This window comes from Pseudorhodoferax sp. Leaf267, assembly GCF_001422405.1.
Lineage (GTDB): Bacteria > Pseudomonadota > Gammaproteobacteria > Burkholderiales > Burkholderiaceae_C > Pseudorhodoferax.
Window position 1 is genome coordinate 230,031 of sequence record NZ_LMMV01000002.1, and the last position, 24,935, is coordinate 254,965.

Annotated in this window: 22 protein-coding genes and 1 tRNA gene; 18 read left to right on the forward strand and 5 right to left on the reverse strand. The window is 65.8% G+C overall.

What is annotated here, in order from left to right; all coding sequences use genetic code 11:
- Positions 1 to 65: 65 nt before the first annotated feature.
- From uvrB to ASF43_RS07900, 17 genes are all read left to right on the forward strand, one after another.
- Positions 66 to 2,159 (forward strand): excinuclease ABC subunit UvrB, encoded by a 2,094-nt coding sequence (uvrB, locus tag ASF43_RS07830; RefSeq protein WP_056178622.1) that lies wholly within the window; start codon positions 66 to 68, stop codon positions 2,157 to 2,159.
- A gap of 214 nt (positions 2,160 to 2,373) precedes the next feature.
- On the forward strand, positions 2,374 to 2,910 hold the full coding sequence (iscR, locus tag ASF43_RS07835) for a Fe-S cluster assembly transcriptional regulator IscR (RefSeq protein WP_056178624.1): 537 nt from the start codon (positions 2,374 to 2,376) through the stop codon (positions 2,908 to 2,910).
- 40 nt (positions 2,911 to 2,950) lie between these two features.
- Complete coding sequence (locus ASF43_RS07840) at positions 2,951 to 4,171, forward strand: IscS subfamily cysteine desulfurase (protein WP_056178626.1); 1,221 nt, start codon at positions 2,951 to 2,953, stop codon at positions 4,169 to 4,171.
- 30 nt (positions 4,172 to 4,201) lie between these two features.
- Entirely contained in the window at positions 4,202 to 4,615 is a 414-nt protein-coding gene (iscU, locus tag ASF43_RS07845; protein ID WP_056178802.1) for a Fe-S cluster assembly scaffold IscU, read from the forward strand.
- 1 nt (position 4,616) lies between these two features.
- A complete protein-coding gene (gene iscA, locus ASF43_RS07850) occupies positions 4,617 to 4,940 on the forward strand; it encodes an iron-sulfur cluster assembly protein IscA (protein ID WP_056178629.1) in 324 nt (107 codons plus the stop codon).
- Between the two features lie 91 nt (positions 4,941 to 5,031).
- The gene (gene hscB, locus ASF43_RS07855; protein WP_056178632.1) at positions 5,032 to 5,577 is read left to right on the forward strand and encodes a Fe-S protein assembly co-chaperone HscB; all 546 of its coding nucleotides are present in this window, start codon (positions 5,032 to 5,034) and stop codon (positions 5,575 to 5,577) included.
- Between the two features lie 4 nt (positions 5,578 to 5,581).
- The gene (gene hscA / locus ASF43_RS07860; RefSeq protein WP_056178635.1) at positions 5,582 to 7,456 is read left to right on the forward strand and encodes a Fe-S protein assembly chaperone HscA; all 1,875 of its coding nucleotides are present in this window, start codon (positions 5,582 to 5,584) and stop codon (positions 7,454 to 7,456) included.
- Positions 7,457 to 7,795 (forward strand): ISC system 2Fe-2S type ferredoxin, encoded by a 339-nt coding sequence (fdx, locus tag ASF43_RS07865; RefSeq protein ID WP_056178638.1) that lies wholly within the window; start codon positions 7,457 to 7,459, stop codon positions 7,793 to 7,795.
- A 2-nt stretch (positions 7,796 to 7,797) separates the two neighbouring features.
- On the forward strand, positions 7,798 to 8,511 hold the full coding sequence (gene dnaQ / locus ASF43_RS07870) for a DNA polymerase III subunit epsilon (protein WP_056178639.1): 714 nt from the start codon (positions 7,798 to 7,800) through the stop codon (positions 8,509 to 8,511).
- Between the two features lie 26 nt (positions 8,512 to 8,537).
- A tRNA-Val gene (locus ASF43_RS07875) sits at positions 8,538 to 8,612 on the forward strand.
- Positions 8,613 to 8,697: 85 nt separating this feature from the next.
- A complete protein-coding gene (locus ASF43_RS07880) occupies positions 8,698 to 9,600 on the forward strand; it encodes a site-specific integrase (protein WP_156373198.1) in 903 nt (300 codons plus the stop codon).
- Positions 9,585 to 10,220 carry a hypothetical protein gene (locus tag ASF43_RS07885; protein WP_056178645.1) on the forward strand — a complete coding sequence of 212 codons (636 nt, stop codon included), beginning with the start codon at positions 9,585 to 9,587 and terminating at the stop codon, positions 10,218 to 10,220. Before ASF43_RS07880 ends, ASF43_RS07885 begins: the two co-directional genes overlap by 16 nt.
- A gap of 900 nt (positions 10,221 to 11,120) precedes the next feature.
- A complete protein-coding gene (locus tag ASF43_RS29745) occupies positions 11,121 to 11,417 on the forward strand; it encodes an AlpA family transcriptional regulator (RefSeq protein ID WP_082497692.1) in 297 nt (98 codons plus the stop codon).
- A 340-nt stretch (positions 11,418 to 11,757) separates the two neighbouring features.
- On the forward strand, positions 11,758 to 13,890 hold the full coding sequence (locus ASF43_RS07890; protein WP_056178646.1) for an AAA family ATPase: 2,133 nt from the start codon (positions 11,758 to 11,760) through the stop codon (positions 13,888 to 13,890).
- Between the two features lie 351 nt (positions 13,891 to 14,241).
- On the forward strand, positions 14,242 to 14,562 hold the full coding sequence (locus ASF43_RS30495; RefSeq protein ID WP_156373199.1) for a hypothetical protein: 321 nt from the start codon (positions 14,242 to 14,244) through the stop codon (positions 14,560 to 14,562).
- A complete protein-coding gene (locus ASF43_RS07895) occupies positions 14,559 to 14,933 on the forward strand; it encodes a hypothetical protein (RefSeq protein ID WP_056178651.1) in 375 nt (124 codons plus the stop codon). The genes ASF43_RS30495 and ASF43_RS07895 overlap by 4 nt, the downstream gene beginning before the upstream one ends.
- A 59-nt stretch (positions 14,934 to 14,992) precedes the next feature.
- The gene (locus ASF43_RS07900) at positions 14,993 to 15,607 is read left to right on the forward strand and encodes a hypothetical protein (RefSeq protein WP_056178652.1); all 615 of its coding nucleotides are present in this window, start codon (positions 14,993 to 14,995) and stop codon (positions 15,605 to 15,607) included.
- A gap of 81 nt (positions 15,608 to 15,688) precedes the next feature.
- On the opposite strand, the gene ASF43_RS07905 is transcribed toward ASF43_RS07900, so the two are convergent.
- The 3 genes from ASF43_RS07905 to imuA are packed head-to-tail and all read right to left on the reverse strand — an operon-like array spanning position 15,689 to position 20,842.
- Complete coding sequence (locus ASF43_RS07905) at positions 15,689 to 18,802, reverse strand: error-prone DNA polymerase (protein WP_056178654.1); 3,114 nt, start codon at positions 18,800 to 18,802, stop codon at positions 15,689 to 15,691.
- On the reverse strand, positions 18,799 to 20,109 hold the full coding sequence (locus tag ASF43_RS07910) for a DNA polymerase Y family protein (protein WP_056178660.1): 1,311 nt from the start codon (positions 20,107 to 20,109) through the stop codon (positions 18,799 to 18,801). The genes ASF43_RS07905 and ASF43_RS07910 overlap by 4 nt, the downstream gene beginning before the upstream one ends.
- Positions 20,054 to 20,842, reverse strand: a complete 789-nt coding sequence (imuA, locus tag ASF43_RS07915) for a translesion DNA synthesis-associated protein ImuA (protein WP_056178661.1) — start codon at positions 20,840 to 20,842, stop codon at positions 20,054 to 20,056. The genes ASF43_RS07910 and imuA overlap by 56 nt, the downstream gene beginning before the upstream one ends.
- 409 nt (positions 20,843 to 21,251) lie before the next feature.
- Here imuA and ASF43_RS07920 point away from each other — a divergent pair, with 409 nt between their 5' ends.
- Positions 21,252 to 22,268: an SOS response-associated peptidase family protein gene (locus ASF43_RS07920; protein WP_082497693.1), complete on the forward strand. Its 1,017-nt coding sequence runs from the start codon at positions 21,252 to 21,254 to the stop codon at positions 22,266 to 22,268.
- A gap of 443 nt (positions 22,269 to 22,711) precedes the next feature.
- Here ASF43_RS07920 and ASF43_RS07925 read toward each other — a convergent pair whose 3' ends face one another.
- Both ASF43_RS07925 and ASF43_RS07930 read right to left on the reverse strand, forming a co-directional pair.
- The gene (locus ASF43_RS07925; protein WP_056178663.1) at positions 22,712 to 23,893 is read right to left on the reverse strand and encodes an IS91 family transposase; all 1,182 of its coding nucleotides are present in this window, start codon (positions 23,891 to 23,893) and stop codon (positions 22,712 to 22,714) included.
- Positions 23,894 to 23,902: 9 nt separating this feature from the next.
- Positions 23,903 to 24,778 carry a site-specific integrase gene (locus ASF43_RS07930; protein ID WP_056178666.1) on the reverse strand — a complete coding sequence of 292 codons (876 nt, stop codon included), beginning with the start codon at positions 24,776 to 24,778 and terminating at the stop codon, positions 23,903 to 23,905.
- Between the last annotated feature and the right edge of the window lie 157 nt (positions 24,779 to 24,935).

Here is a 24,935-nt window from a genome sequence, read left to right on the forward strand (position 1 = left end):
TTCGCGGGGGCCGGCCACGGCCATGCACCAAATTTTAAGCACTACTGTCACACGATCGGATTCCCATGTCAGAAGTACTGGCCTCGCCACCGGAAGAGAAGAAGGGCGAATTCATCCGCTTTCCTGACTCGCCGTTTGAGCTGTTCATGCCCTACCCGCCTGCGGGTGACCAACCCGAGGCGATCCGCCAGTTGGTCGAAGGTGTGCGCGACGGCGAGGTCTACCAGACCCTGCTCGGCGTGACGGGATCGGGCAAGACGTTCACCATGGCCAATGTCGTGGCCCGCCTGGGCAGGCCGGCCATCGTGTTCGCGCCCAACAAGACGCTGGCCGCGCAGCTGTACAGCGAGTTCCGCGAGTTCTTCCCGAACAACGCGGTCGAGTACTTCGTCAGCTACTACGACTACTACCAACCTGAGGCCTATGTGCCCCAGCGCGACCTGTTCATCGAGAAGGACTCGGCGATCAACGAGCACATCGAGCAGATGCGCCTGTCGTGTACCAAGAGCATCTTGGAGCGGCGCGACGTGCTGATCGTGGCCACGGTGTCGGCGATCTACGGCATCGGCGAGCCCGAGAGCTACCACCGCATGATCATGACGCTGCGCACTGGTGACAAGCTGGGCCAGCGCGACGTGATCGCGCAGCTGATCCGCATGCAGTACCAGCGCAACGACCAGGAGTTCTCGCGCGGCAAGTTCCGCGTGCGCGGCGACACGATCGACGTGTTCCCGGCCGAGCATTCCGAGGTGGCGATCCGCATCGAGCTGTTCGACGACGAGATCGAGGCGCTGCTGCTGTTCGACCCGCTGACCGGGCGCATCAAGCAGAAGATCCCGCGCTTCACGGTCTACCCCAGCAGCCACTACGTCACGCCGCGGGACAAGGTGCTGTCCGCTGTCGAGACCATCAAGATCGAGCTGGCCGAGCGGCTCAAGGAGTTGGTCGGCATGGGCAAGCTGGTCGAGGCGCAGCGGCTGGAGCAGCGCACGCGCTTCGACCTGGAGATGCTCAGCGAGGTCGGCCACTGCAAGGGCATCGAGAACTACACGCGGCACCTGTCGGGCGCCGCGCCGGGCAGCCCGCCGTCCACGCTGACCGATTACATGCCCAAGGACGCCGTGATGTTCCTGGACGAAAGCCACGTGCTGATCGGCCAGTTGGGCGCCATGTACAACGGCGACCGATCGCGCAAGACGACGCTCGTGGAGTACGGCTTTCGCCTGCCCAGCGCGCTGGACAACCGGCCGCTCAAGTTCGAGGAGTTCGAGCGCCGCATGCGGCAGGCGATCTTCGTGTCGGCCACGCCGGCCGACTGGGAAAAGGCGCATGCCGGCCAGGTCGTCGAGCAGGTCGTGCGGCCGACGGGCCTGGTCGACCCCGAGGTCGAGGTGCGCCCGGCCGTGCATCAGGTCGACGACGTGTTGCAGGAGATCCGCCTGCGCGTGGAGCGCAACGAGCGCGTGCTGATCACCACGCTGACCAAGCGCATGGCCGAGCAGTTGACGGACTACCTGGCCGACAACGGCGTCAAGGTGCGTTACCTGCACTCGGACATCGACACCGTGGAACGTGTGGAGATCCTGCGCGACCTGCGGCTGGGCAGCTTCGACGTGCTGGTGGGGATCAACCTGCTACGCGAAGGGCTGGACATTCCCGAGGTGTCGCTGGTGGCCATCCTGGATGCGGACAAGGAAGGCTTCCTGCGCTCTGAGCGCTCGCTGATCCAGACCATCGGCCGCGCCGCGCGCAACCTGCAGGGTCGGGCCATCCTGTACGCCGACCGCATCACGGACTCCATGCAGCGCGCCATCGCCGAGACCGAGCGGCGCCGCACCAAGCAGGTGGCACACAACCTGGCGCAGGGCATCACGCCGCGCAGCATCGTCAAGCAGGTGCGCGACCTGATCGACGGCGTCTACAGCGAAAAGAGCGGCAAGGAGGCCGAGCGCCTGGAGCAGGCTGCCATGCAGCGCGCCAAGGTCGAGGACATGAGCGAGCGGGACGTGGCGCGCGAAATCAAGCGTCTGGAAAAGCTCATGCTGGAACACGCGCGCAACCTGGAGTTCGAAAAGGCGGCTCGCGTGCGTGACCAATTGACGCAGCTCAAGGCCCAGGCCTTCGGCGCGGCCGGCGGCGACCACGTTCCCCCGGTGTAGTCCGGCTGAGGGTGGCTTTACCCGAGTGAATCGATAGGGTTTTCTGCTATACTTGAGTCAATTCCTCGGGAACAAACAAGCGCATCAAGAAGTCCATCAGTTGAGGGCTCTAGCCGCATGCCACAGACAGGCACCAGCAGGTAAAAGCGCGCCGTATAGGGCAATCAGCCCGGATGCGGCTTCAACGGTAGATCAAAGCACAAAGGAGCTTGCGATGCGTCTCACGACCAAAGGCCGCTTTGCGGTAACCGCCATGATCGATCTGGCCCTGCGCCAGAACAACGGTCCTGTGACGCTGGCAGCCATCAGCCAACGTCAGCAGATTTCGCTGTCCTATCTCGAGCAGTTGTTCGGCAAGCTGCGCCGCCACGACCTGGTCGAATCGACGCGTGGCCCCGGCGGCGGGTACACGCTGGGCCGCAAGGCCGCTGACATCACGGTTGCCGACATCATCGTCTCGGTGGATGAGCCCATCGACGCCACGAATTGCGCAGGCAAGGAGAACTGCCTTGGTGAGGCCGGCCGCTGCATGACCCACGAGCTGTGGGCTGCTTTGAATGCGCGCATGGTCGAGTTTCTCGACTCCGTCACGCTGCAAAAACTGGTGGACGAGCAGCTGGCCAAGGGCGTGCAGGTCGAGACGAAGCCCATGATCAAGCGCGCCATTTCCCCAGCGCCTGTGGTCAAGCCCATCCGCATCAACGCGCCCAACTCGGTCTTCGCGCTCGGCAACGCGTTTGCCAAGTCCTGAGCCCCATCTCCTTCGCAGCCAGCCGACTGAAAGCTAGCCAATGTCAAGCACGCCCCACTTCCCGATTTACATGGACTACAGCGCGACCAATCCCTGCGACGAGCGGGTAGTGGACGCCATGATTCCATGGCTGCGGGAGCATTTCGGCAACCCTGCATCGCGCAGCCATGCCTGGGGTTGGGAGGCCGAAGCAGCCGTTGAGAAGGCGCGCGAACACGTTGCAACATTGATCGGTGCCGATCCGCGCGAGATCGTCTGGACGTCGGGCGCCACCGAGTCCAACAACCTTGCGCTCAAGGGCGCTGCCAATTTCTACAAAGGCAAGGGTCGCCACCTCATCACGGTCAAGACCGAGCACAAGGCTGTGCTGGACACTTGCCGCGAACTGGAGCGCCAGGGCTTCGAAGTCACGTACCTGGATGTCCAGGAAGACGGCCTGCTGGACCTGGCGGTTTTCGAGCAGGCGATCCGGCCCGACACCATCCTGGCCAGCGTGATGTTCGTGAACAACGAGATTGGCGTGATCCAGGACATTGCCGCCATTGGCGAGATCTGCCGTGCCAAGGGCGTCGTGTTCCATGTGGACGCGGCACAGGCCACGGGCCGGGTTGACATCGATCTGGGCACCCTGAAGGTCGACCTGATGAGCCTGACCTCGCACAAGACTTATGGCCCCAAGGGCATCGGTGCGTTGTACGTGCGCCGCAAGCCGCGCATCCGCATCGAGGCACAGATGCATGGTGGTGGCCACGAGCGCGGCATGCGCTCGGGCACGCTGCCCACGCACCAGATCGTCGGCATGGGCGAGGCCTACCGCATCGCCAAGGCCGAGATGGCCGAAGAGAACAAGCGCATCCGGGCATTGCATGACCGTATGCTGGCAGGGCTGAGTGACATCGAGCAGGTGTTCGTCAATGGCCATGCCGACCGCCGTGTGCCGCACAACCTGAACATGAGCTTTAACTTCGTTGAAGGCGAGTCGCTGATCATGGGCATCAAGGGCCTTGCAGTCTCCAGCGGCTCGGCCTGCACGTCTGCCAGCCTGGAGCCCAGCTATGTGTTGCGCGCGCTGGGCCGCAGCGACGAACTGGCTCACAGCAGCCTGCGCATGACCATCGGTCGCTGGACGACCGAGGCCGACATCGACTACGCGGTGCAGACCATCCGCCAGAACGTCGATAAGTTGCGCGCGCTCAGTCCCCTGTGGGAGATGTACCAGGATGGCGTGGACATCGCTTCGATTCAATGGACGGCGCATTGACGCCGGCCGACCAGACAGGAGTTGGAAATCATGGCTTATTCTGAAAAAGTTGTTGACCATTACGAGAACCCGCGCAACGTGGGTTCCTTTGAAAAGGGCGATGAGTCCGTCGGCACCGGCATGGTGGGCGCACCTGCCTGCGGTGACGTGATGAAGTTGCAGATCAAGGTGAATCCCCAGACCGGTGTGATCGAAGACGCACGCTTCAAGACCTATGGTTGTGGTTCGGCCATTGCCTCGTCGTCGCTCGTGACCGAGTGGGTCAAGGGCAAGACGCTGGATGAAGCGGCTTCGCTGAAGAACAGTCAGATCGCTGAAGAATTGGCATTGCCGCCGGTCAAGATCCACTGCTCCATCCTGGCTGAAGACGCTATTAAGGCGGCGGTCGACGACTACCGCAAGAAGCATGGCGTGGCCGAGGCCGCGCAGACGCAGGTCCACTGATATGGGTGTGACGCTGACCGAGGCCGCTGCGCGCCATGTCAGCCGCTACATCGCCAAGCGCGGCAAGGGCTTGGGCGTGCGGCTGGGCGTCAAGACCACGGGCTGTTCGGGCTTGGCCTACAAGTTGGAATACGTGGACGAGCCGGCGCCGGAAGACGTGGTCTTTGAAGACCACGGTGTGAAGGTGCTGGTGGATCCCAAGAGCCTGGCTTATATCGACGGCACCAAACTTGATTTCGTGCGCGAAGGTCTGAACGAAGGTTTCCGCTTCGAGAATCCGAACGAGCGCGACAAGTGCGGCTGCGGGGAAAGCTTCCGCGTCTGAGCGTTTGTCCTTCCGGCCACACCGCCATGGCGCCGCACGCAGTGCGGGATGGCGGTTTTTTCATGTCGCAACGCGTTGCGTGCCTCTCACGATGAATCTTCAGTCCAACGATTTCGAGCTGTTCGACGTGCAGCCCCGCTTCGCGCAGGACATGGCGGCATTGCAGGAACGTTGGAAGGCCTTGCAGCGCGAGGCCCACCCGGACCGCTTTGCCGCGCAGGGCTCCTCTGCGCAGCGCGTCGCCATGCAATGGTCGGTGCGCATCAACGAGGCTTGGCAACGGCTGCGCGACCCTTTGCGGCGCGCGGCCTACCTGTGCGAACTGCACGGCGTAGCCATCGACAAGCACGGCAATACCAAGATGCCGCCCGCGTTCCTGATGCGCCAGATGGCGTGGCATGAGCGACTGGAGGAGGCCCAGAGCGTGGCCGACTGCGATGTGCTGGCACAGGAGCTGACGGCCGAGCGCGAAAACCTGCTGCAGCGTTGCGCGCGACTGCTCGATGAGGCAGCAGACTACGCCGGCGCGGCCGAGCAGGTTCGCGCGCTGATGTTCATCGAGCGCCTGTTCGATGCCGTGGACGACAGGCGCGATGCCTGCTCCAGCGCGGGGGCCTTGCCTTCCGAAGGACAATGACGACATGGCTTTATTGCAGATTTCCGAGCCGGGTTTTTCGCCCGATCCCCACCAGCGCCGCATTGCCGTCGGCATCGATTTGGGCACCACGCATTCCCTGGTCGCAGCCGTGCGCAACGGCGTGGCCGAGTGCCTGCCCGATGCGCAAGGTCGCGTGATTCTTCCGTCGGTCGTGCGTTACCTGGCCCAGGCGGCGGGCGGTTCTGGCCGCCAGATCGGGCACGACGCGCTGGATGCGATGACGAGTGACCCGGAGAACACCATCGCCTCGGTCAAGCGCCTGATGGGCCGCGGGCCGGCCGACGTCGACCGCGCGCACCTGCCATATCGTTTGGCGGATGCGGACGCCACCTCGGGCATGGTCCGCATCGAGACGGCCGCCGGCCCCAAGACACCGGTGGAAGTGAGTGCCGAAATCCTGGCAACCTTGCGCTTTCGCGCCGAGGACAGCTTTGACGACGACCTGCACGGCGCCGTGATCACCGTGCCCGCCTACTTCGACGATGCCCAGCGCCAGGCCACCAAGGACGCTGCGCAACTGGCCGGCATCAACGTGCTGCGACTGATCAACGAGCCCACCGCGGCTGCCATCGCCTACGGCCTGGACAACGCGAGCGAAGGCATCTACGCCGTCTACGACCTGGGCGGCGGCACCTTCGACATTTCCATCCTTCGCCTGAGCCAGGGCGTGTTCGAGGTCATCGCGGCCGGCGGCGATTCCGCCCTCGGCGGCGACGACTATGACCGCGCGCTGGCCGACTGGGCGCTGCACAAGACCGGCCTGCGCGCCGAGAGCGCCGCCGATCGCGTGGCGCTTTACCGTGCCGCGCGCGCGGCCAAGGAGGCCTTGTCGGCCGAGCCTACGACCACGTTGCGCGTGGCGCTTGCGGCGCAGGAGCTGTCGGTCGAGGTCACGCGCGCCGTGTTCGACGACTGCACAGCTGCGTTGACCGCACGCACGATGGTGGCTGTACGCAAGGCCTTGCGCGATGCGCGTCTGTCGGCTGGCGAAGTGCAGGGCACGGTGCTGGTCGGCGGCGCCACGCGCATGCCGCAGATCCGGCAGGCCGTGCAGTCGTTCTTCGGCAAGGAGCCGTTGACGAACCTGAACCCGGACGAGGTCGTGGCCCTGGGCGCCGCAATCCAGGCCGACCAGCTGGCCGGCAACAGCGGCGCGGCCGACCTGTTGCTGCTCGACGTGATCCCGCTGTCGCTCGGCATCGAGACCATGGGCGGGCTGGTCGAACGCATCGTGCCGCGCAATCAGACCATCCCGACGGCCATGGCGCAGGACTTCACGACCTACCAGGACGGCCAGACAGCGCTGGCGCTGCACGTGGTGCAGGGCGAGCGGGATCTGGTGGCCGACTGCCGCAGCCTCGCGCGTTTCGAGCTGCGCGGCATTCCGCCCATGGCGGCCGGCGCCGCGCGCATTCGTGTCACCTTCACCGTCGATGCCGACGGCCTGCTGACTGTCAGCGCGCGCGAGCAGGGCAGCGGTGTGGAGGCACGCGTGGACGTCAAGCCATCCTATGGCCTCAGCGACGATGAGATCGCACGCATGCTGCAGGAGAGTTTTTCGACCGCGGGCCAGGACATGCAGGCCCGCGCGCAGGCCGAGGCCCGCGTCGAGCTGGACCGCATGGTGCTGGCCACGCGCAGTGCGCTGCAGGCCGATGGTGCGCTGCTGTCCACGGACGAGCGTGCCGCGCTGGACGCATTGATCGCTGCCGCGCAACAGGCGCGCCAGGCCGACGACACGCAGGCCATGACCCAGACCACCGAGCAACTGGCCAAGGGCACGGAGGCTTTCGCTGCCCTGCGCATGAACCAGGGCATCCGCCAGGCACTGTCCGGCAAGAACATCGAGGCCGTTTGAATGCCCGTCATCAAGGTATTGCCCCATCCCGAATACTGCCCGGCAGGCGCAGAGCTGCGCGCCGCCACGGGCACCTCCATCTGCGAGGCCATGCTGGACAACGGCATCGCGATCGAACACGCCTGCGACATGAGCTGCGCCTGCACGACCTGCCACGTGGTCGTGCGCCAGGGCTTCGCGTCGCTCAATGAACTGGAAGAAGCCGAGGAAGACCTGCTGGACCGCGCCTGGGGCCTGGAGCCGCAGTCGCGCCTGTCCTGCCAGGCTCTGCTGGCGCAGCAGGACGTGACGGTCGAGATCCCCAAGTACTCGATCAACCATGCCAAGGAGAACCACTGACCATGCGGCAGATCGTCCTGGACACCGAAACCACGGGCCTGTCCGCGGCCAACGGCGACCGCATCATCGAAATCGGTTGCGTGGAGCTGCTGCAGCGCAAGCTCACGGGCAACAACAAGCACTTCTACCTGAACCCCGAGCGCGACAGCCACGAGGATGCGCTCAAGGTCCATGGCATCAGCAACGAGTTCCTGCGCGACAAGCCCAAGTTCGCCGCCGTGGTCGACGAGCTGCTGGAGTACCTGCAGGGCGCCGAGATCATCATCCACAACGCGCCCTTCGACGTTGGCTTCCTGAACCGCGAGCTCGAGCTGCTGGGCCGGGGCCCGATCAGTGGCGTCGTGGCCGGCGTGACCGACTCGCTGGCCATGGCCAAGGAGATGTTCCCGGGCAAGCGCAACTCGCTCGATGCGCTGTGCAGCCGCCTGGAAGTCGACAACTCAGGGCGCACGCTGCACGGCGCGCTGCTGGACGCCGAACTGCTGGCAGACGTCTACATCAACATGACGCGTGGCCAGGACGCGCTGCTGATCGACGTGGAGCCGACCGAGATCGCCGTGGCCGACGTGCCGAGTGTGGACCTGCGAACCTTCGAGCTGATCATCCTCACGGCAGCTGCCGATGAATTGGTGCAGCACGAGGCTGTGTTGGCCCAGCTCGACAAATCGAGTGGCGGCAAGACGATCTGGCGGATGGCGGAAATTTCTGTGGCATAATCACAGGCTTTCCTGAACAAGATTCAGGGCGGTTAGCTCAGGGGTAGAGCACTGCCTTCACACGGCAGGGGTCGCAGGTTCGAAGCCTGCACCGCCCACCATAGATCGTTGATCTATAAGAGGAATAACGCACGCTTGCGGCGATTTTGACAACCGATCACGGCAGTGATCTTTTGGGAAATCGTAGTGCGCACAACCTCTCGTCAGAAGATCGACCTGGCCGCAGCGCTCGCGGCGAGCGTCGAACAACCCGCCAGTGAACTGACCCTCGCGGAACTCGTGAATGCTTTTTGCGTCGCCAAGTGCGACGGCAGCGACACGCGACTGCGCAAGTGGGTCGCGGCCATGGGCCATTTCTCAGCCTGGACAGTGACCAGCGAGCAGCTGGAGACGGCCGCGCAGGCCATGCTGGACCACGGCTACAAGACGTCCGCCGTCAACCGCGACTTGTCGGCGCTCGGCAGCGTGTACCGCTGGGCCAAAGAAAAGCGACTCTCACCGCGCGGTTACCGCAGCCCCACGCTCGGCGTGCGCCGCTATGACGAGCCGATCCGGCGAGTGCATATCGAGCGAGAACAAGTTGACGCTTTGCGCGCCCGTGCGCTCGCATTTCGGGACCGCTCCTTCGGCGTCTACGTCGCGCTGCTGATCGACACCGGCGCGCGCAAGTCCGAGCTGCTTGAACGGCGCTGGCGTGACGTGGACCTGGAGCGGCGGGAGGTGTTGGCGCCGATCACGAAGAACGGCACACCGCGGGTCCTTTTCTTCAGCGAAGAGACGGCGGCACTGATCCAGCGCGTCTTCCCGACACGCAAGGCCGATGAACTGATGTTCCAGGGCCGTGTGCCGGGGCAGCCGATCAGTTTCAGGAAGGCGTGGGAAACGCTGGCCGCAGAGGCCAAGATGCCCACGCTGCGCATGCACGACATTCGCCACGCCGCGGCCGCATCGCTGCTGCGCGCGGGCGTGACGCTCGGTGTGGCGGCACAGGTACTCGGGCACGATCCCGCGGTACTGGCGCGGCGCTACGGACACTTGGAAACAGAAGCATTGCGCAAGGCGCAGGAAACAGCATGGGCATCGACATAGAGAACGTCTTCAACAGCAAACCAGTTCCGTTCGACGAACTGCCAGATGACTGGTTCTGCAGGCTGGATGTGCTGGTGTTGCAGTTGGGAAAGACGCCAGCGCAGCTCGCGACGGCGATCGAGGAGGACGGGATCGATGGCTACGACCGGTTCGGGCGCCAAGGTCCGTTCTCGAAGGAAAGCTTCGAAGCCAAAGAGGCGCTCGAAGTGTTGGCGGACCACGCCTTATGGCAAGCGCGATGGCAAGTCGACGATGACGATCTGACCCAATCTCCTGCCGCGGACTTCAGGGAGTTTTCTGTCTGGAGCCGCCTCGGCTGGCCCAAGGGCAAGCTTCTAAAGATGAAACCCGATGTCGGCGGCACGTTGACAGTCGCCCGCAAGAAGCAGCCGCGTACGCAGGACACCGCTCGGATCGACAAGACCAATCTTCACATCATCGGCGCTTTGCTGACGATGATCGAAGGAAAGTACAACTTCAAGGCGCATCCGGAATTCGAAAACCGCGCGGCGCTGGTCACACGCATCGCAGAAGAGTTTAAGCATTTCAGAGGCTTGGGTACTGTGACGTTGCGAAACCGTCTCTACGATGGCGAAGATGTCATTGAAGAATCAACGTAGACCAGCGCAATCCACAATTGTGAGATCGAATTGAGTTGATGCGCAGAGACTGCTGCCACGCCGCAAGCGTGAACCAACAGGAGTCTCAAATTTCGACATCACCATCCGAATGGGCACCAGCGCATGACGCCTGGGCAGCATTCATTCGCAATCATCCCGAGCTGGGCCACAACCCGGGAACTTGGCAGTTCCACAACTTCTTGCGCGTGCACCGTCAGGCGCTGCAAGATGCCGACGTCATCCGCAAGGCTCGCGGTCGGCATTGGATTGCGCGCAGGACAGGATTCTCTGCCGCTGCGTTCAACTGCTCGACCGGCGCCCCCGTGACGCGTGCAGAGCCGGCGGCCCCTACGGGTGCAGCGGGGTATTCCCAGCCTGCCAAGGTCGGCCCACACGCCGTCGCGTGGGGCTCTGCACTACTGGGTCCGCTGCAATCCAAGTCAAGCGGGGAGGCCAAGTCGTGACCGGACGCGTGACATTCGACGGTCGCACTGTCCAGGCCGTCAACAGCGAAGAGGTGCACTGCCCCTGCAACGGCTTCGGCCGGACGCATGGATGCTCCGTCGGGGGGCTGGTTGCTAACGCCCTCGGCCACGCGCCTGGGCCGGTGCTGGTGCGGGCAGCAGATCACCAGAGCCTCGTGCGTGAACAGCGCCTTAACGCGGCCGCGCCTCCACTGCAACTGGCGCGACTGCCCGCGCCGTTGCAGCTCGCTGCTCGACCCTCCGTGGCGATTCTGGACGGCCGCGTGAGCGTCGGCGAGTCCAGCCGCTCATTGCTGACGATCTACTCCATGCGGCGCTCTCGAGTCGCTTTGGGGCAGTCGCAACAGTCCCGGCGAAGCTGCGCAGGGTCGTATCGATCCGGCAAATCCTTCAATATGCGTGCGGCAACCACGGGATGCATCAAGTGAGGCCTGAAACATCTACCAACGACCACTTGCTGCGCCTTCCGCAGATCATTGGGCAGCGGGCGATCTCCCCGGAACAGGCACGCCACAACGCTGCCAATGGCCAACGCGGGTGCCGGCCTCGCCAAGCGATCGCGGCGCTGATACCCGTGTCGCGCACGACGTGGCTGGAGGGCGTGAAGGCCGGACGCTACCCGCAGCCCGTCAAGATTGGACTGCACGCAGTTGCCTGGCGCTCGTCTGAGGTGCTTGCCTTGCTGGCCAAGCCCACCGAGGTATCAGGATGATGGCCCAAGGGTACAGCCCCAACTGGATCGAATCCGAAGCCAGCATGGCGCCGCATGCGGTCCACGGTCAGTCTGCGAAGGAGTCGTCTCGCCAGGTTGATCCTGGCTGCGCAGGCACGAAGGCGCGCGCAGTAGTTGTTTGGTGCGGCGTCCATCGCGCTGCAGCAGATGACGGCATAGCGACGTGTCTTTCAAGTGATGGCCATCTCTTCGAATGCCCTTTCGATAGCCTTGTCGCTCTCTTCGCTCGCTTCGGCCGTGTGCAGATGTTCAGCCGAGGGGCGGTCGGCAGGGGCAAGACCGATCAGGGCTTCAGCTTCAACAGCATGGGCTGCAAGAAATGACCAGCGAGGACGCGATGCAGTCGTTCCAACAGCGCGTTGACGCGCTGAAGGAGCGGTACTGCGACATTCCAGCGTCGCTTCGCCAAGCCCGGCGATGGCTGTTTTGGCGATCAGAGCCACGGGGGGAGGGCAAAAAGGCGCGCAAGATTCCCTGCTACGCCAGCGGCAAGCGCCGTGGTTTCGGCATCGAGCTGGACAGTAGCGACGATCGCGCACAACTGTCGGACTTCGAGCAGGCATTGGTCGGACTGGTCCACCACGAAGGCGCAGGCTTGGGTTTTGCACTGGGGCCAGACGAGCGAGGCAAATTCTGGCAAGGCATAGACCTCGACGATGTGGCAAGCCATGGCGAGCAGATGGCGCACATCGTCGACGCGCTCCCCGGCTACACGGAAATCAGCCCCAGCGGCAAGGGCGCGCATGCCATTGGCTACGGACGCCAGTTCGCTCCACTCGCGAGCAATGCATCGGGCATTGAAGCGTACTCCTGCGGCCGATTTTTTACGGTGACAGGGGAGGGCGTTGGACGCGGCGACATCTCGGACCTCGCCGACTTCGTCTGCGTCTCCTTGGTGCCCGTACACCGTGCCGCTGGCGGAACGCCGACTGCTGAGCTCTCGAACGAGGCAGGGGGGCACGAGGCGGAACGGGCTGAGCTGCCCACCGTGGAGGATGTGGATCCGAGAACTGTCGTCGACTTGCGCAGTGCGCTCACCATCATTCCTTCGGACGATCGCGCGATGTGGATCGGCATGATGATGGCGCTGAAAACCATCGGTTCTGCTGGTCTAAGCCTGTTCCATGAATGGTCACAACGGTCCAAGAAGTACGACGCAGCAGACGCGCAGGAGACTTGGGACTCTGCCCAGCCCTCCCGCACCAGCTACGAGGCAGTCTTCGCGGAGGCCCAGCGCCGTGGTTGGGTCAATCCCAGGTCGAATGCGGCCCAGCTCATCGCCGCGTTGCCGGACACCAGTCCGCATGCCTGGGCACCAAAGGCGTTCAAGTTCGTCGACGCGGCCACTCTGCTTGCCAACTACAAGCCGGTCGCTTATCTGCTGGATGGCTTGATCGAAAGCGAGGCGACCTGTGCGATCTTCGGCGCGCCCGGCGCGGGCAAGAGCTTCGCGGCGCTGGCGTTGTCCGCGTGTATTGCGACCGGCCAACCCTGCTGGGGCAGAAAGACGCGGCAGGGCGCGGTGTTCTACATCGCCGGTGAAGGCCATGCGGGCATCACACGTCGCCTGAGGGCCTGGACGCTGGAGACGAAGATCGGCCTGAACGGTGCTCCCTTGTACATCTCAGAGGCGCCGGCGGCCATCATGGACTTGGAAAGTGCGCAAGCGGTCGAGAAGGCCGTCGCCGAACGTATGGCAGTGGTCGGGGCTGCCTCACTGATCGTGGTGGACACGCTGGCGCGGAACATGGGCGGGGGCGACGAGAACTCGACCGCTGACATGAGCCTGTTCGTACAGCGCATGACCCAGATGCAGCGGGCGCTGGGCTGCACGGTGCTCATCGTCCACCATTCCGGCGTCGCCGACAAAGGTCGCATGCGGGGCTCCTCTGCCTTGCACGGCGCGGTCGATTCCGAGTTCATGGTGGGCATGGAAGGCCCCGGCCAGGTTTGCCTGACCCATGTCAAGTCCAAGGAGTCTGAGCTGCACGCACCAATCGCGATGCGGCTGAAACGCGTTGTGCTCGACTGGCTGGACGCCGAGGGGCGCCCGATGGAAAGCGCCGTCCTCCTGCTGAGCGACGAGCACGATCGCGAGAGCGGGGACGAGCGTTTGCCGAAGCGCTTGCCTCCGAAGCTCAGGTTCGGCCTCGAGGCATTCATCGTCGTTGCGGTGGAGCGAGGGCAGAGATCGGGCGGGCGCGTGGCAGTACACGTAGACGACTGGCGAGACCACTTCGTCAGGACCCACCACGCGGACAACCCCGCTGCGCGCAGGAAAGCGTTCTCCCGAGCGCTGAAGGACCTCGTCGAGGGCGGGCATCTCCAGGTCGACGGACAGGACTACTCGTTGCCAGACACCAACGATGCGTTGATCGCCCAGTACTTGCTGAGGCCCAAGCACCCCGTCAGCTCTCCATGGGACGTCGAAGACCGCGATGACCCGAGCTGAAGAAAACTCAAGAAGTATGAGCCGCTTCGACCGATTTGCGGGCAAGCGATTTCTGAACTCCGATGAACGCGATCGCACTCGGTTTGCGGCGTGGGACAAAGTCGAGACTGGCACCGTCTGCGACGAAGGTGGCCGTTGTCCCGCAATTGTCTCGCGATGGTCTCGATGTTCGACAGCGGTTGAACTCCATCGGATCCGATTTCGACACTGCGCGGGCCTTCGGACAAATCCAGGACACGCCCAGGACATCAGTGGGACACCCGGGACACCACCCTTAAGGGGTGTCCCGTTGTCCCTGTCGTGTCCCGCGACCTCAGCGCTAGCTTTCCTTCAACCATCAGCATCACAACAATGAGCACTGCAACACTTCCCAAAGACCCCTGCGCCAGCGCCGTCGACCGCGATTGGTTCGAAGCGCGTCCCAAGCGAACGCTGCGTTTGCGCCTGCGCTTGCCCGCCGAGTTCGCGGCGTCTACGCACGTGCTGGTCGTCAAGCTCAGCCCCGGAGACCGAATGCGGGTGCCACTCACGCCGCAGGGACCGGCCGCATACGTCGAGTCGATGATGTCCAACGCGCCCGTCGCTCCCTTGGTGGAAAAAGGACTCGCCGCAACCCTGGGTCGCGTCATGCCCGAGGTGTCGACGCTGAATCGACGCTGGAGACCGCGATGAACGCGGCCGATGTGGGGCAGGGCGCCGAGCCGGGCTTGCCGGATGGGTCCACGCGCGCGGTCTATGCCCCGACCGCACTGTTGGAAGGTGGCAGCATCCCGGACGGCATCTGGTTCGCGCTACACCCATTGCGCTCGATCCGCATGCGTCCGATTTCGCGGTTTGAGCCACAGTTCGCCGAGGCCAGCCACGTGATCGTTTTCCAGCGCCCAAATGGCACGCTAGCCAGAATTCCATCTTGGCCTCGCGACAGCGCAGCAAAGATGGTCAACGTCCTGATGACCGATGCTCAGAACTGCCCAGGTGTTGAGCGGGTCCTCGAAGCCGTTGTGCACCGCGGCCTGCCGGGCGCATTGGACCAAGGCATTTAGGCAATACGATGGGAACGGTATTTGGTGGATGGCGCGGCAGCCGCGGGGGGGCGAGGGCAATGGAGGATCTTCCGGCCGCCGTGCTGACGCACGCTGCGAGCGGCTCCGCGTTGCAGCGGCACGGCCCTACCATTCAGTGCGAGTACGACGGCCTGGGTCGGCAGGTCAACGAATTCGTGCGCGTGGTGCATGGAGCGCTTGCTTGGTCTGTCAGTCTGTCGTGGCAGCCGCTGCACCTGGGTGGCCATCGGCGTTGGTTGCTCTGCCCCGAGTGTCAGGGCCGTCGTCAGGCGCTGTATGTCGACGGCACGAGGCTCGCCTGCCGCAAATGCCTGAAGCTGCGCTACTTCGTGCAGCATGAAAACGAGCGGACAGGGCTGATCAAGCGCATAGTCAAGCTGCGGCGCAGACTGGGATGGTCGCTCGGCCCTCTGGACCCGATCGGAGGGCGACCACGGTACATGCGACATGCTGTCTTCGCGATGCGATGCGCGGAGATTGAAGTTCTGACAGACAAGTTAGTTGGGGCGGTCAGCGACTGGGCGCGGCGTGCGCATCGTGCGCTGGACCATCGACGCGGGCCGATGGGTGCCGAGCCCGCGAACCTCGGCATTCTGCGGTGTGCGGAGGGCGCTGGAATCAATGAATATTCTGAGGACGAGGATGAACTTTAAGGGGTGTTGCATCAGCGTGATCCGCGCTGCACGCCTCCGACAAATGTCTGGCATTGACGCCGGTTCACGCGCCCTTACCTGCTACCGAAAATCCCGGCTCCCGGTCGCCAGCCGTCCCAGCAACGGGGTCAGGTCCGCCAGCTTCCGCGCGATCAGGTTCGTCACGCCCTCTCGGCGCTGCCACTGCCCGTGCACCGCTAACAGCCGCGAGCGCAGCACCTCAGCACGCTGCTGCTCTTTGAGGCTCCGCCACACGATGACTTGCACACTGCCCGTTTCGTCTTCGAGCGAGATGAACACGGTGCCCTTGGCTGTCTCCGGCTGCTGGCGGATCGTCACGATGCCGGCATAGCGCACCATGCGCCCGTCGGGCACGCGCGCCAGGTCCGCGGCAGACGCTAGCCGGCGCTTGCGCAGAGCTGGGCGCAGCAGAGCCATCGGGTGGCTGCGCAGCGTGAGCCCGATCGTGTGGTAGTCGTGTACGACCTCTTCGCCCTCGCGCGCGGGGGCCAGTTCCAGGAAGTCCTCGTCCACCGCGGCCTCACGCATCAGTTGAGGTGGGCGCCTGAGCGCCGAGGCTTGCCAGACCTGCTGGCGGCGGTGGCCCGCGAGGCTCATCAGCGCGTCGGCACCGGCCAGCAGCTGCATCTCGTGCTGCTCCAGCTCCGCCCGCCGTGCCAGGTCGTCGGCGTCGTCGAACGGCGCCGCCTGGCGCGCGATCACCAGGCGGTTGGCCGAGGTCTCCCGCAAACCCACGACCATGCGCAGCCCCAGACGCACCGCAGGCGGCCGCGGCAGGTCCTCTAGCGTGCAATCCCAGTCGCTGGCCATGACGTCCACCGCCCGCACCTGCACCCCGTGACGCTGTGCATCGTGGACCAGCTGCGACGGCGAGTAGAACCCCAACGGCTGTGAGTTCAGCAGCGCGGCCAGAAACTCCGCCGGATGATGGCACTTGATCCAGCAGGACGCGTAGACCAGCAGCGCGAAGCTCGCCGCGTGGCTCTCCGGAAACCCGTACTCGCTGAACCCTTTGATCTGCTCGAAGATCTGCTTCGCGAAGGCTTCCTCGTACCCACGCGAGGTCATGCCCGTGACGATCTTGTCGTAATACTGCTGCAGGCCGCCCTTGCGCTTCCAGGCCGCCATCGACCGCCGCAGCTGGTCGGCCTCGCCGGCCGTGAATCCCGCCGCCAGGATCGCGACCTGCATGACCTGCTCCTGGAAGATCGGCACGCCCAGCGTGCGGCCCAATGCCTCCTCCAGCGCCGCGCTCGGATACACCACTGGCTCCTTGCCCTGCCGCCGGTTCAGGTAGGGATGGACCATCTGCCCTTGGATGGGTCCGGGCCGCACGATCGCGACCTCGATGACCAGGTCGTAGAAGCACGCGGGCTTGAGCCGCGGCAGCATGGACATCTGCGCGCGGCTCTCGATCTGGAACACGCCCACGGTGTCGGCGCGCGAGATCATGTCGTAGGTGACCGGGTCCTCGGACGGGATGTCCTGCATGGAGAACGCATACCCTTTGCGCTCACTGATGAACGCCAGCGAACGACGGATCGCCGACAGCATGCCCAGGGCCAGCACGTCCACCTTGAGCAGGCCCAACGCATCCAGGTCGTCCTTGTCCCATTCGCAGATCGTGCGGTCTTCCATGGCCGCGTTCTCAATCGGGACCATGCGCTTCAACGGGCCTTTGGTCAGCACGAACCCGCCGGGGTGCTGGCTCATGTGCCGTGGCATGCCGATTAGCTGCGCCGTGAGGCTCATGAGCTGCTGCACGACCAGGGCCTGTGGGTCCAACCCGGCCTCGGCCACGCGCTGCTGCATCACCTCGCTGCCGTCCCACCAGGCCAGGTTGTTCGCCAGGGCCTCCAGCTGCGGCAGCGCGATCCCCAAGGCCTTGCCGACATCCTTGAACGCCGACTTCGACCGGTACTTGATGACCACCGCGGTCAGGGCGGCCCGGTCGCGGCCGTACTTGCGGTACAGGTACTGGATGACCTCCTCGCGGCGCTGGTGCTCGAAGTCCACGTCGATGTCCGGCGGTTCGTTGCGTTCCTTGGAGATGAAGCGTTCGAACAGCACGCTCATGCGGTTCGGGTCGACCTCGGTCACGCCGATGCAGTAGCAGACCACGCTGTTGGCCGCGCTGCCGCGGCCCTGACACAGGATGTGTTGCGACTGTGCGAAGCGCACGATGTCCGCCACCGTCAGGAAGTAGTGCTCGTAGCCCAGGTCCGCGATGAGCCCGAGCTCGTGCTCGATCTGCGCCTGCACCTTGGCCGGCACGCCCTCGGGCCAGCGGCGTCCGGCCCCTTCGTACGTCAGCTGGCGCAGGTAGCTGGTGGGCGTCTGGCCGTCCGGCACGACCTCGTCGGGGTACTGGTAGCGCAACTCGTCCAAGGAGAACGTGCAGCGCGCCGCGACGTTCAACGTCTCGGCCAGCAGGTCGGCGGCGAAGCGCTGGGCCAGCTGCACGCGCGAGCGCATGTGCTGCTCGGAGTTGATCTCCAGGTCGAGCCCGCAGTCGTTCAGCGGCCGGCCGACGCGCGTGGCCGTCATGACGTCGTGCAGCGGTTTGCGCGAGCGCACATGCATGCGCACGTCGCCGCTGGCCACCAGCGGGATGGCGGTCAGCAGGCTGACCTCGCGCAGGCGGTGCAACCACATCTGGTCGTCCAGCACCTGCTGCATCTCCACGGCCAGCCAGCACCGTCCCGTGAAACTGGTCAGCAGCCAGCGTGCAATGGTCTCGAGCTGCGCATCGGAGGACTCGCGGTCCGGTGAGACCAGAATGACACAGTGCTGCAGCGCGTCGGGGTCGATCGCGTCCAATCGCAGGTGGTAGCTACCCTTGTCCGCGCACCTGCGCAGGCCGGTGATGAACTCGCAGAGGTTGCCGTAGCCCTCCAGATCGCAGGCCAGCACGACGAACACGAAGGGCGCGTCGCAATCGACCGCGAACTGGCTGCCGTGGATGACGTGCAGCCCCTGTTCCTTGCCCTCGACGTGCGCGCGCACGGCGCCGGCCATCGAGCACTCGTCGCATACGGCCAGCGCGCTGTAGCCCAACTTCTTCGCCCGTTCGACCAGCTCTTCGGGCCAGCTGGCGCCCTTGAGAAAACTGAAGTTCGACAGGCAGCGCAGCTCGGCGTAGCCGGGGATGCCGGCGCGCGGGTCGGCGCTCATGCGAACGCGCCGTGCAGGTACCAGGCCGTGTCGTCGCCGCCGAGCCGTTCATGGAACACCCATAGCAGCCCCGCGTGCGGACTCTGCGCCACCCAGTAGTCGCGCACGACGACCGCGGTGGTCTCCGCGTTCTGGACCTGGACGCGGTGCCACCAGCCGCCCTCGACGCGGTGCGGTCCGGCCCGCATCTGCAGCACGCCCTGGTACATCGGCAGGTCGCCGCGCATCGCCAGGCGCAGGGGCGTGGGCAGGATGAAGCTTGGCTGGGGGAAGCGGCTGCGGCGGGCGCGCTTCTTCGGGAGGGGCTGCGGGGCCGGCTGCCACTGGGTCTGCCACTCCATGCGGTGGTCCTCGACCAGCCCCGGACGCAGCACCTTCTCGGGACCGAGGCGAGCGGCAACACGCTCGAGCACCAGGGTCAGCGACTCGCCAGACTGGGCCGGGTCCGGCAGCAGCGACTTGCTGAGCTCCTCCAGCGGCTGCACGTCCAGGGCTTCGAGCTCGATGTCGCCGGCCGGGGCGGCCAGCTGGGTCTTGGCCAGGTGCTCTGCCAGCAGGCGGCACAGGTGCTCGACGTCGCGCATGGGCACCGCCGTGCGGACCGTCAGCTCGCCGCCGTCGCCCGCGTCCTTCGGGCGCATGGCGTCGTGCACCCAGCGCAGCACGAACGCGGTCGTGCCGGCATGCCGGGCGGCCAGCCAGCCGCACAGTTGCATGACCAGCCGGCGCGCCCCGAACAGCAAGGCAGGGGCCGTGTCCACGCGCGACATCAGCTCCAGGCGCGCGCGGAAGGTCTCGGGCAGCGCCACCCAGGCATGGGCCTCCGGCCGCAGGCCATAGGTCTGGTCCAGGGCGACCAGCAGCGGCTTGTCGAAACGCCGGCTGAGGCCGCCTCGCGGCAGCGCGCGCACGTCGCCGAGCGTGCGGCAGCCCAGCTGCGTCAGCGTCGTCAGGTGTGGGCGCACGGCCGCCAGCACGTCCATGGGGAGCGCGTCCAGCAGCGCCGACATGGCACCGCGCACGCCGTTCTCCTGGCCGGCGCGGGCAAAGGCCAGGGCCGCGAGGCTCGTGAGCGCCCAGGCCACCTGGGCGACGTCGAGTTCGGACGCCTGCGCCACGATGCGGTCGCGCAGCGCCCGGCGGCCACCGAACAGGCGCACGCTTCCGTCGACCTCGAGCACCACGGCGTCTTCGACGATGGCCACCCGCGGTGAGAACTGCAGGGCCCAGGTCGACAGTCCGCGCAGGTGCTCATCCGACGGCGGCGTGTTCGGGGCGGACCGCAACAACAGGGCGGCCCACAGCATGGGGTGCCTCGCGAAGAACAGGTGCGGAACGCCGCATGCGCGGCGTCAGCACGGAGGCCAGGCCTCCAGGGATCGATGGCAGCTGCAGGGCCTGCTCATGGGGCGGGCCGCGGCGCTTGAGGAGGTGCACGGACAGGTCCCAGTCCTCGCCGGCCGCAGCCTGCACGCGCAGCGGGGCGGCCGACGCCTCGTGGCGGGCGGCTTCGGGACGGCACAGGAACACCAGCCCGTCGCAGGCCAGCGCACAGACCTGCAGGCGGCGCAGCTGGTCGGCCCGGACCTTGGGCAGCCAGGCGATGACGGCCCCGGCCGCGTTGGACTTGATCAGCTGCTCGGTCGTCCACAGCCGTTCGGCGGGCGCGTCGGCCTGGATCCAGACGAACTGCCGTTCGCTCAGGCCCATGTGCTGCAGGCCGGGCAGGTGCGGGTGTCGCGGTGGGCCGATGACCACGATCTGGCCACCGGACTGCACGACCTGGCGCAAGCCGGGCGACAGGAGCCGCCATTCGACGACCGAGGGCTGGGCGGCGAGGATTTCGGTCACGGCACGGCGGGGCCAGCCGCCGCCGGGCAGCTCGGCGTCCAGTGCCTCCCAGCCCGACGACAGGGCCTCGGCGGCGACCTGGTGGCCCAGCTCGTTCCCGCGCCAGACCGCCTCCGCGATGTGCGGTGCGAGCTGCAGCCGATCCTCGTTGGCGGCGGGCAGTGGCTGGTGAGCGGGGAGGGCTGACATGGCGTTGAATACTGGATGTCGATACAGTATCACGAAGTTTGGCCACTGTCTGCCAGCGCGCCCTCAACGAAGGCGTGCTGCCCGGTACCCGGGGGTACAGGTGGCGCGGCCGACGCCGTGTGTATAAGGTCCCATCGCAGTCGGCGCGTGGTCGCTGTCGATGTGATCGCTTTCGCTGCAAGACGATGCCATGGGGTTGTCCCTCGCCGCCGTGGGCAACTCTGTGGACAACTCGATGAGCATCTCGCGGGATCGGCGCTGGGCGTGGGCTGCGACGCGATGCTCAAGAATCGGGCAGCGTCTCGGGCCGGTCTGTCGGGTGGCAGGCACCTGTGCGGCGGATGCGCAGATGGCGGGCCGGTGGCTTGGCCATGTGTGTTTGGGTGATCGATGAAAGGGTGCGACGACGATGTGCTACAGCGCTCAGATCAAAGCCGACTACCAGCGCTTCGTGCGCGAGTACGGCGCGGTCCTCAGCATCAAAGATTTTTTTGACCTGTTTTGGCGCCGGCTGGCCGACCCCAGGATCCGGGTCCCGCGCGCCGTGGAGTCGGCCTTTGCATCGCCGGAGACCGACGAAGGTCGGGAGATCAAGTCCATGACCGCGCAGCACGCTGCCGCGCTCATCGAGGATCTGCGGTTGAAGCAAGCCGCGCAGCGCGAGCGGCTCGCCGCGGCGGAACTGAAGCTTTCCAAGAAGATCACGGTGACGGCGACCGAGAGCAAACGGATCGCACTGAAGAAGATCGCGGCGTTCCAGGAGCGCATCGACCATTTCCAGCGGGCCGAGCTCGAGGCCCTCGATTCGCGCATCTTTCCGGGGAGCTTCGTGCCGGTCATGGTGTGGGAGAACGGCCAACGGGTGTTCAAACCCATGCGCTACCACTGCCGGCCCTGGAACATGCCGGAGAGCTTCGACGCCGAGTACCCTGGCTGCTACAACGCGCGACGGGACAGCTTGAAGGGCTTCTGGCGCGACCTGTACGGCAGCCACCATGGGGTGGTCATCCTCAGCGCGTTCTACGAGCATGTGCCGCGGCATCGCGTCGAGAACCGGCCGCCCGCCGAGGCGCCCGGCACGGTGCAGGTGGAGTTCCGGCCAGACCAGCCGCAGGATCTGTTGGCGGCGTGCATCTGGTCGCGGTGGTCGCGGCCGGGCCAGCCGCACCTGCTGTCCTTTGCCCTCATCACGGAGGACCCACCGCCGGAGGTGGCGGCCGTGGGGCATGACCGGTGCATCTGCCCGATCCAGCCCGAGGACCTGGATGAATGGCTGCGGCCATCGCGAGGCGACCTCGCGGCGCAGGACGCGATCCTCGACCGCCGTGTATTGCCGCACTACGGGTATGCGGTGTCGCATCGTCTCGGAGGACAGATGCCGCGTAGCCGTCAGCTTCCGCATCGGGAGCGCCGGCGCACACGTTGATGCGCTCAGCGCTCAGACAATGCTCTGCGATCGGTCGGGTGAAGGCCAGAATTCGTCGAGCGACACGGGGCAGTGAATCGCAGCTCCTGTTTAGGGTTGTGAGATACCTGCCCGGCAAGCCGCAGGTCGTGGATGAGCCACGACCTGAGGGCAGGTGTCGCACAAGCCTCGAGGGAGGAAACCGCGGATTGCATCGCTGCGGCCGTTTGCCGCAGCGGGCTATGGGGATTTGAGCAACGCGGTACTGGTCCTGGCGGCCAGGCTGCGGGTCTGCGCATGCCGCATGGCGCCGCCCATGACGGCGCCGCCTGATCGGATGAGCCAGCTGCAGCCGGCCAACAGTGGTCCACGATGGTGGCGCAGCTGCCACGCGCACGATGGCCCAGCCGGTGCAGGCCACTGGCCGATCAGCGCGTGTTGCGATCCGTGCGTGCTGTCGCTGGTCATGGCGGCGGTGCGCGGATGGCCGAGCCGCGCATGAAGACCTGCACGATGCCCATCGGTTTGCCGCAGTGCCAGCAGACGAAGGTGGCGGGCTGCGGCCGGTCCGACGCGCCAGCGTCGCTGTCCAGCGCGACCGGCTCTGGCACGACCTGTAGCAGCTCGCGCGCCAACGCAAGGCTGGCCGTGCGGCAGCCGTTGGCCAGCAGGCCGTAGTGCCGGATGCGATGCAGGCCGGTGGGCAGCACGTGCAGCAGGAAGCGGCGCATGAACTCCGCCGGATCCAGCGTCATGGCCTTGTGGCGCGTGCGGCCCTTGGTGCGGTAATCCTTCCAGCGGAACGTCACGCCGCGCTCGTCCATCGCCAGCAGCCGGCTGTTGGAGATCGCCACCCGATGCGTGTAGCGCGACAGGTAGGCCAGCACGGACTGCGGCCCGGCGAAGGGACGCTTGGCGTAGACCACCCATTCGACTCGGCGCAGCGGTGCCAGCCAGCGCTTGAAGGCCGGTGCGTCGGCAAGGGTGGCCTGCTCGCCGAAGAACTGCAGCTTGCCGCCCGCGTGCAGCCGCCACAGCTCTTCAAGGAAGCGCCGTCGGAACAGGCGCGACAGCACCCGCACCGGCAGGAAGAAGCCAGGCCGGCACGCCACCCAGGTCTTGCCATCGGGGGCCAGCCCACCGCCGGGCACGATGCCGTGTACGTGCGGATGGTGCGTCAGCGCCGAGCCCCAGGTGTGCAGCACCAGCGTCGCCCCGATCCTGGCGCCCAGGTGCTTCGGATCGGCGGCGATGGTCAGCAGCACCTCGGCGGCCAGGTCGAACAGCAGGCCATAGAGCACGGCCTTGTTCTGGTACGCGATGTCCGCCACGGGCGCCGGCAACGTGAACACCACGTGGTAATACTCCACCGGCAGCAGATCGGCCTGGCGCGCATCGAGCCAGCGCTGTGCCGCCGCGCTCTGGCACTTGGGGCAGTGCCGGTTGCGGCAGGAGTTGTACGAGACTTGGTCGGTACCGCAGCCTTCGCAGCGCAGCACGTGTCCTCCCAGCGCCGCGCTGCGGCACAGTTCGATGGCCGACATGACCTTGAGCTGGCCCAGGCTCAGGTGGCCGCGCTGGGCGGCACGCCAGGCCGGACCGTGCTGGTGGAAGACATCGGCCACCTCCAGGGCTGGCCGTCCCACGGCTGCACCTCAGGACGGCGGCAGCGGCTCCAGTGGGCCGATCACCTCGCGCAGCAGATCGGTGGCCACGTGGGTGTAAATCGCTGCCGTCTCAAGCCGCCTGTGGCCCAGCAGCACCTGGATCACGCGGATGTCCACTTTGCGCTCCAGCAGGTGGGTTGCGAACCCGTGGCGCAGCGTGTGTGTGGAGACGCGCTTGTCGATGCCGGCAGCATCGGCGGCGGCGTGTATGGCGCGGTTGAGCTGGCGCGGCGTCAGCGGATCGGTGGGGTCCATGCCCGGGAACAGCCAACCACCGGGCCGCATGCGGCCCTGGGCATTGGCAACGCGCCACCAGGTGCGCAGGCGCTGCAGCAACACCGGGCTGAGCATGGCGTAGCGGTCCTTGCGGCCCTTGCCTTGCTCCACCCGCAGCGTCATGCGCTCGCCATCCACGTCGGTGACCTTCAGGTGCACGACCTCGCTGGCGCGCAGGCCTGCGCCATAGGCCACCGCCAGCGCGGCCTGGTGCTTGACGTTGGTAGCAGCGGCGATCAGGCGTGTGGTCTCCTGCACGCTGAGCACCACGGGCACCTTGTGCGGCAGCTTGACCGGATGCATGCGGGCCATCAGGTCCACGCGCTGCAGCGTGACGTCGAAGAAGAAACGCAGGCCGGTCTGCGTGGCGTTCAGCGTCATGGGCGAGGTGCCCGCGTCGACCAGATGGAGCTGGAAGTTGCGCAAGTCCTCCACGCTGGCCGTGTCCGGCGAGCGGTGCAGATAGGCCGCCAGCTTGCGCACGGCCCGGATGTAGGCCACCTGCGTGCGCGGATCCAGCTTGCGGATGCGCATGTCTTCGAGCATGCGCTGGCGCAGCGGCGTGACCGCCGGAATGATCGTGTCCATGGTTGCAGCTCCGTCGATGAGCGATGCGGGATTGCCTCGACATCGACGGTGGCAGCAACGCGGGAATCAAGCGGCCACGCGTCGCGCGGAGCGCCTACCGCGAATACGAAGGGACTTCCCACTTCCCGTGCTGGTGTCGGCGCACCATGATTGCGTC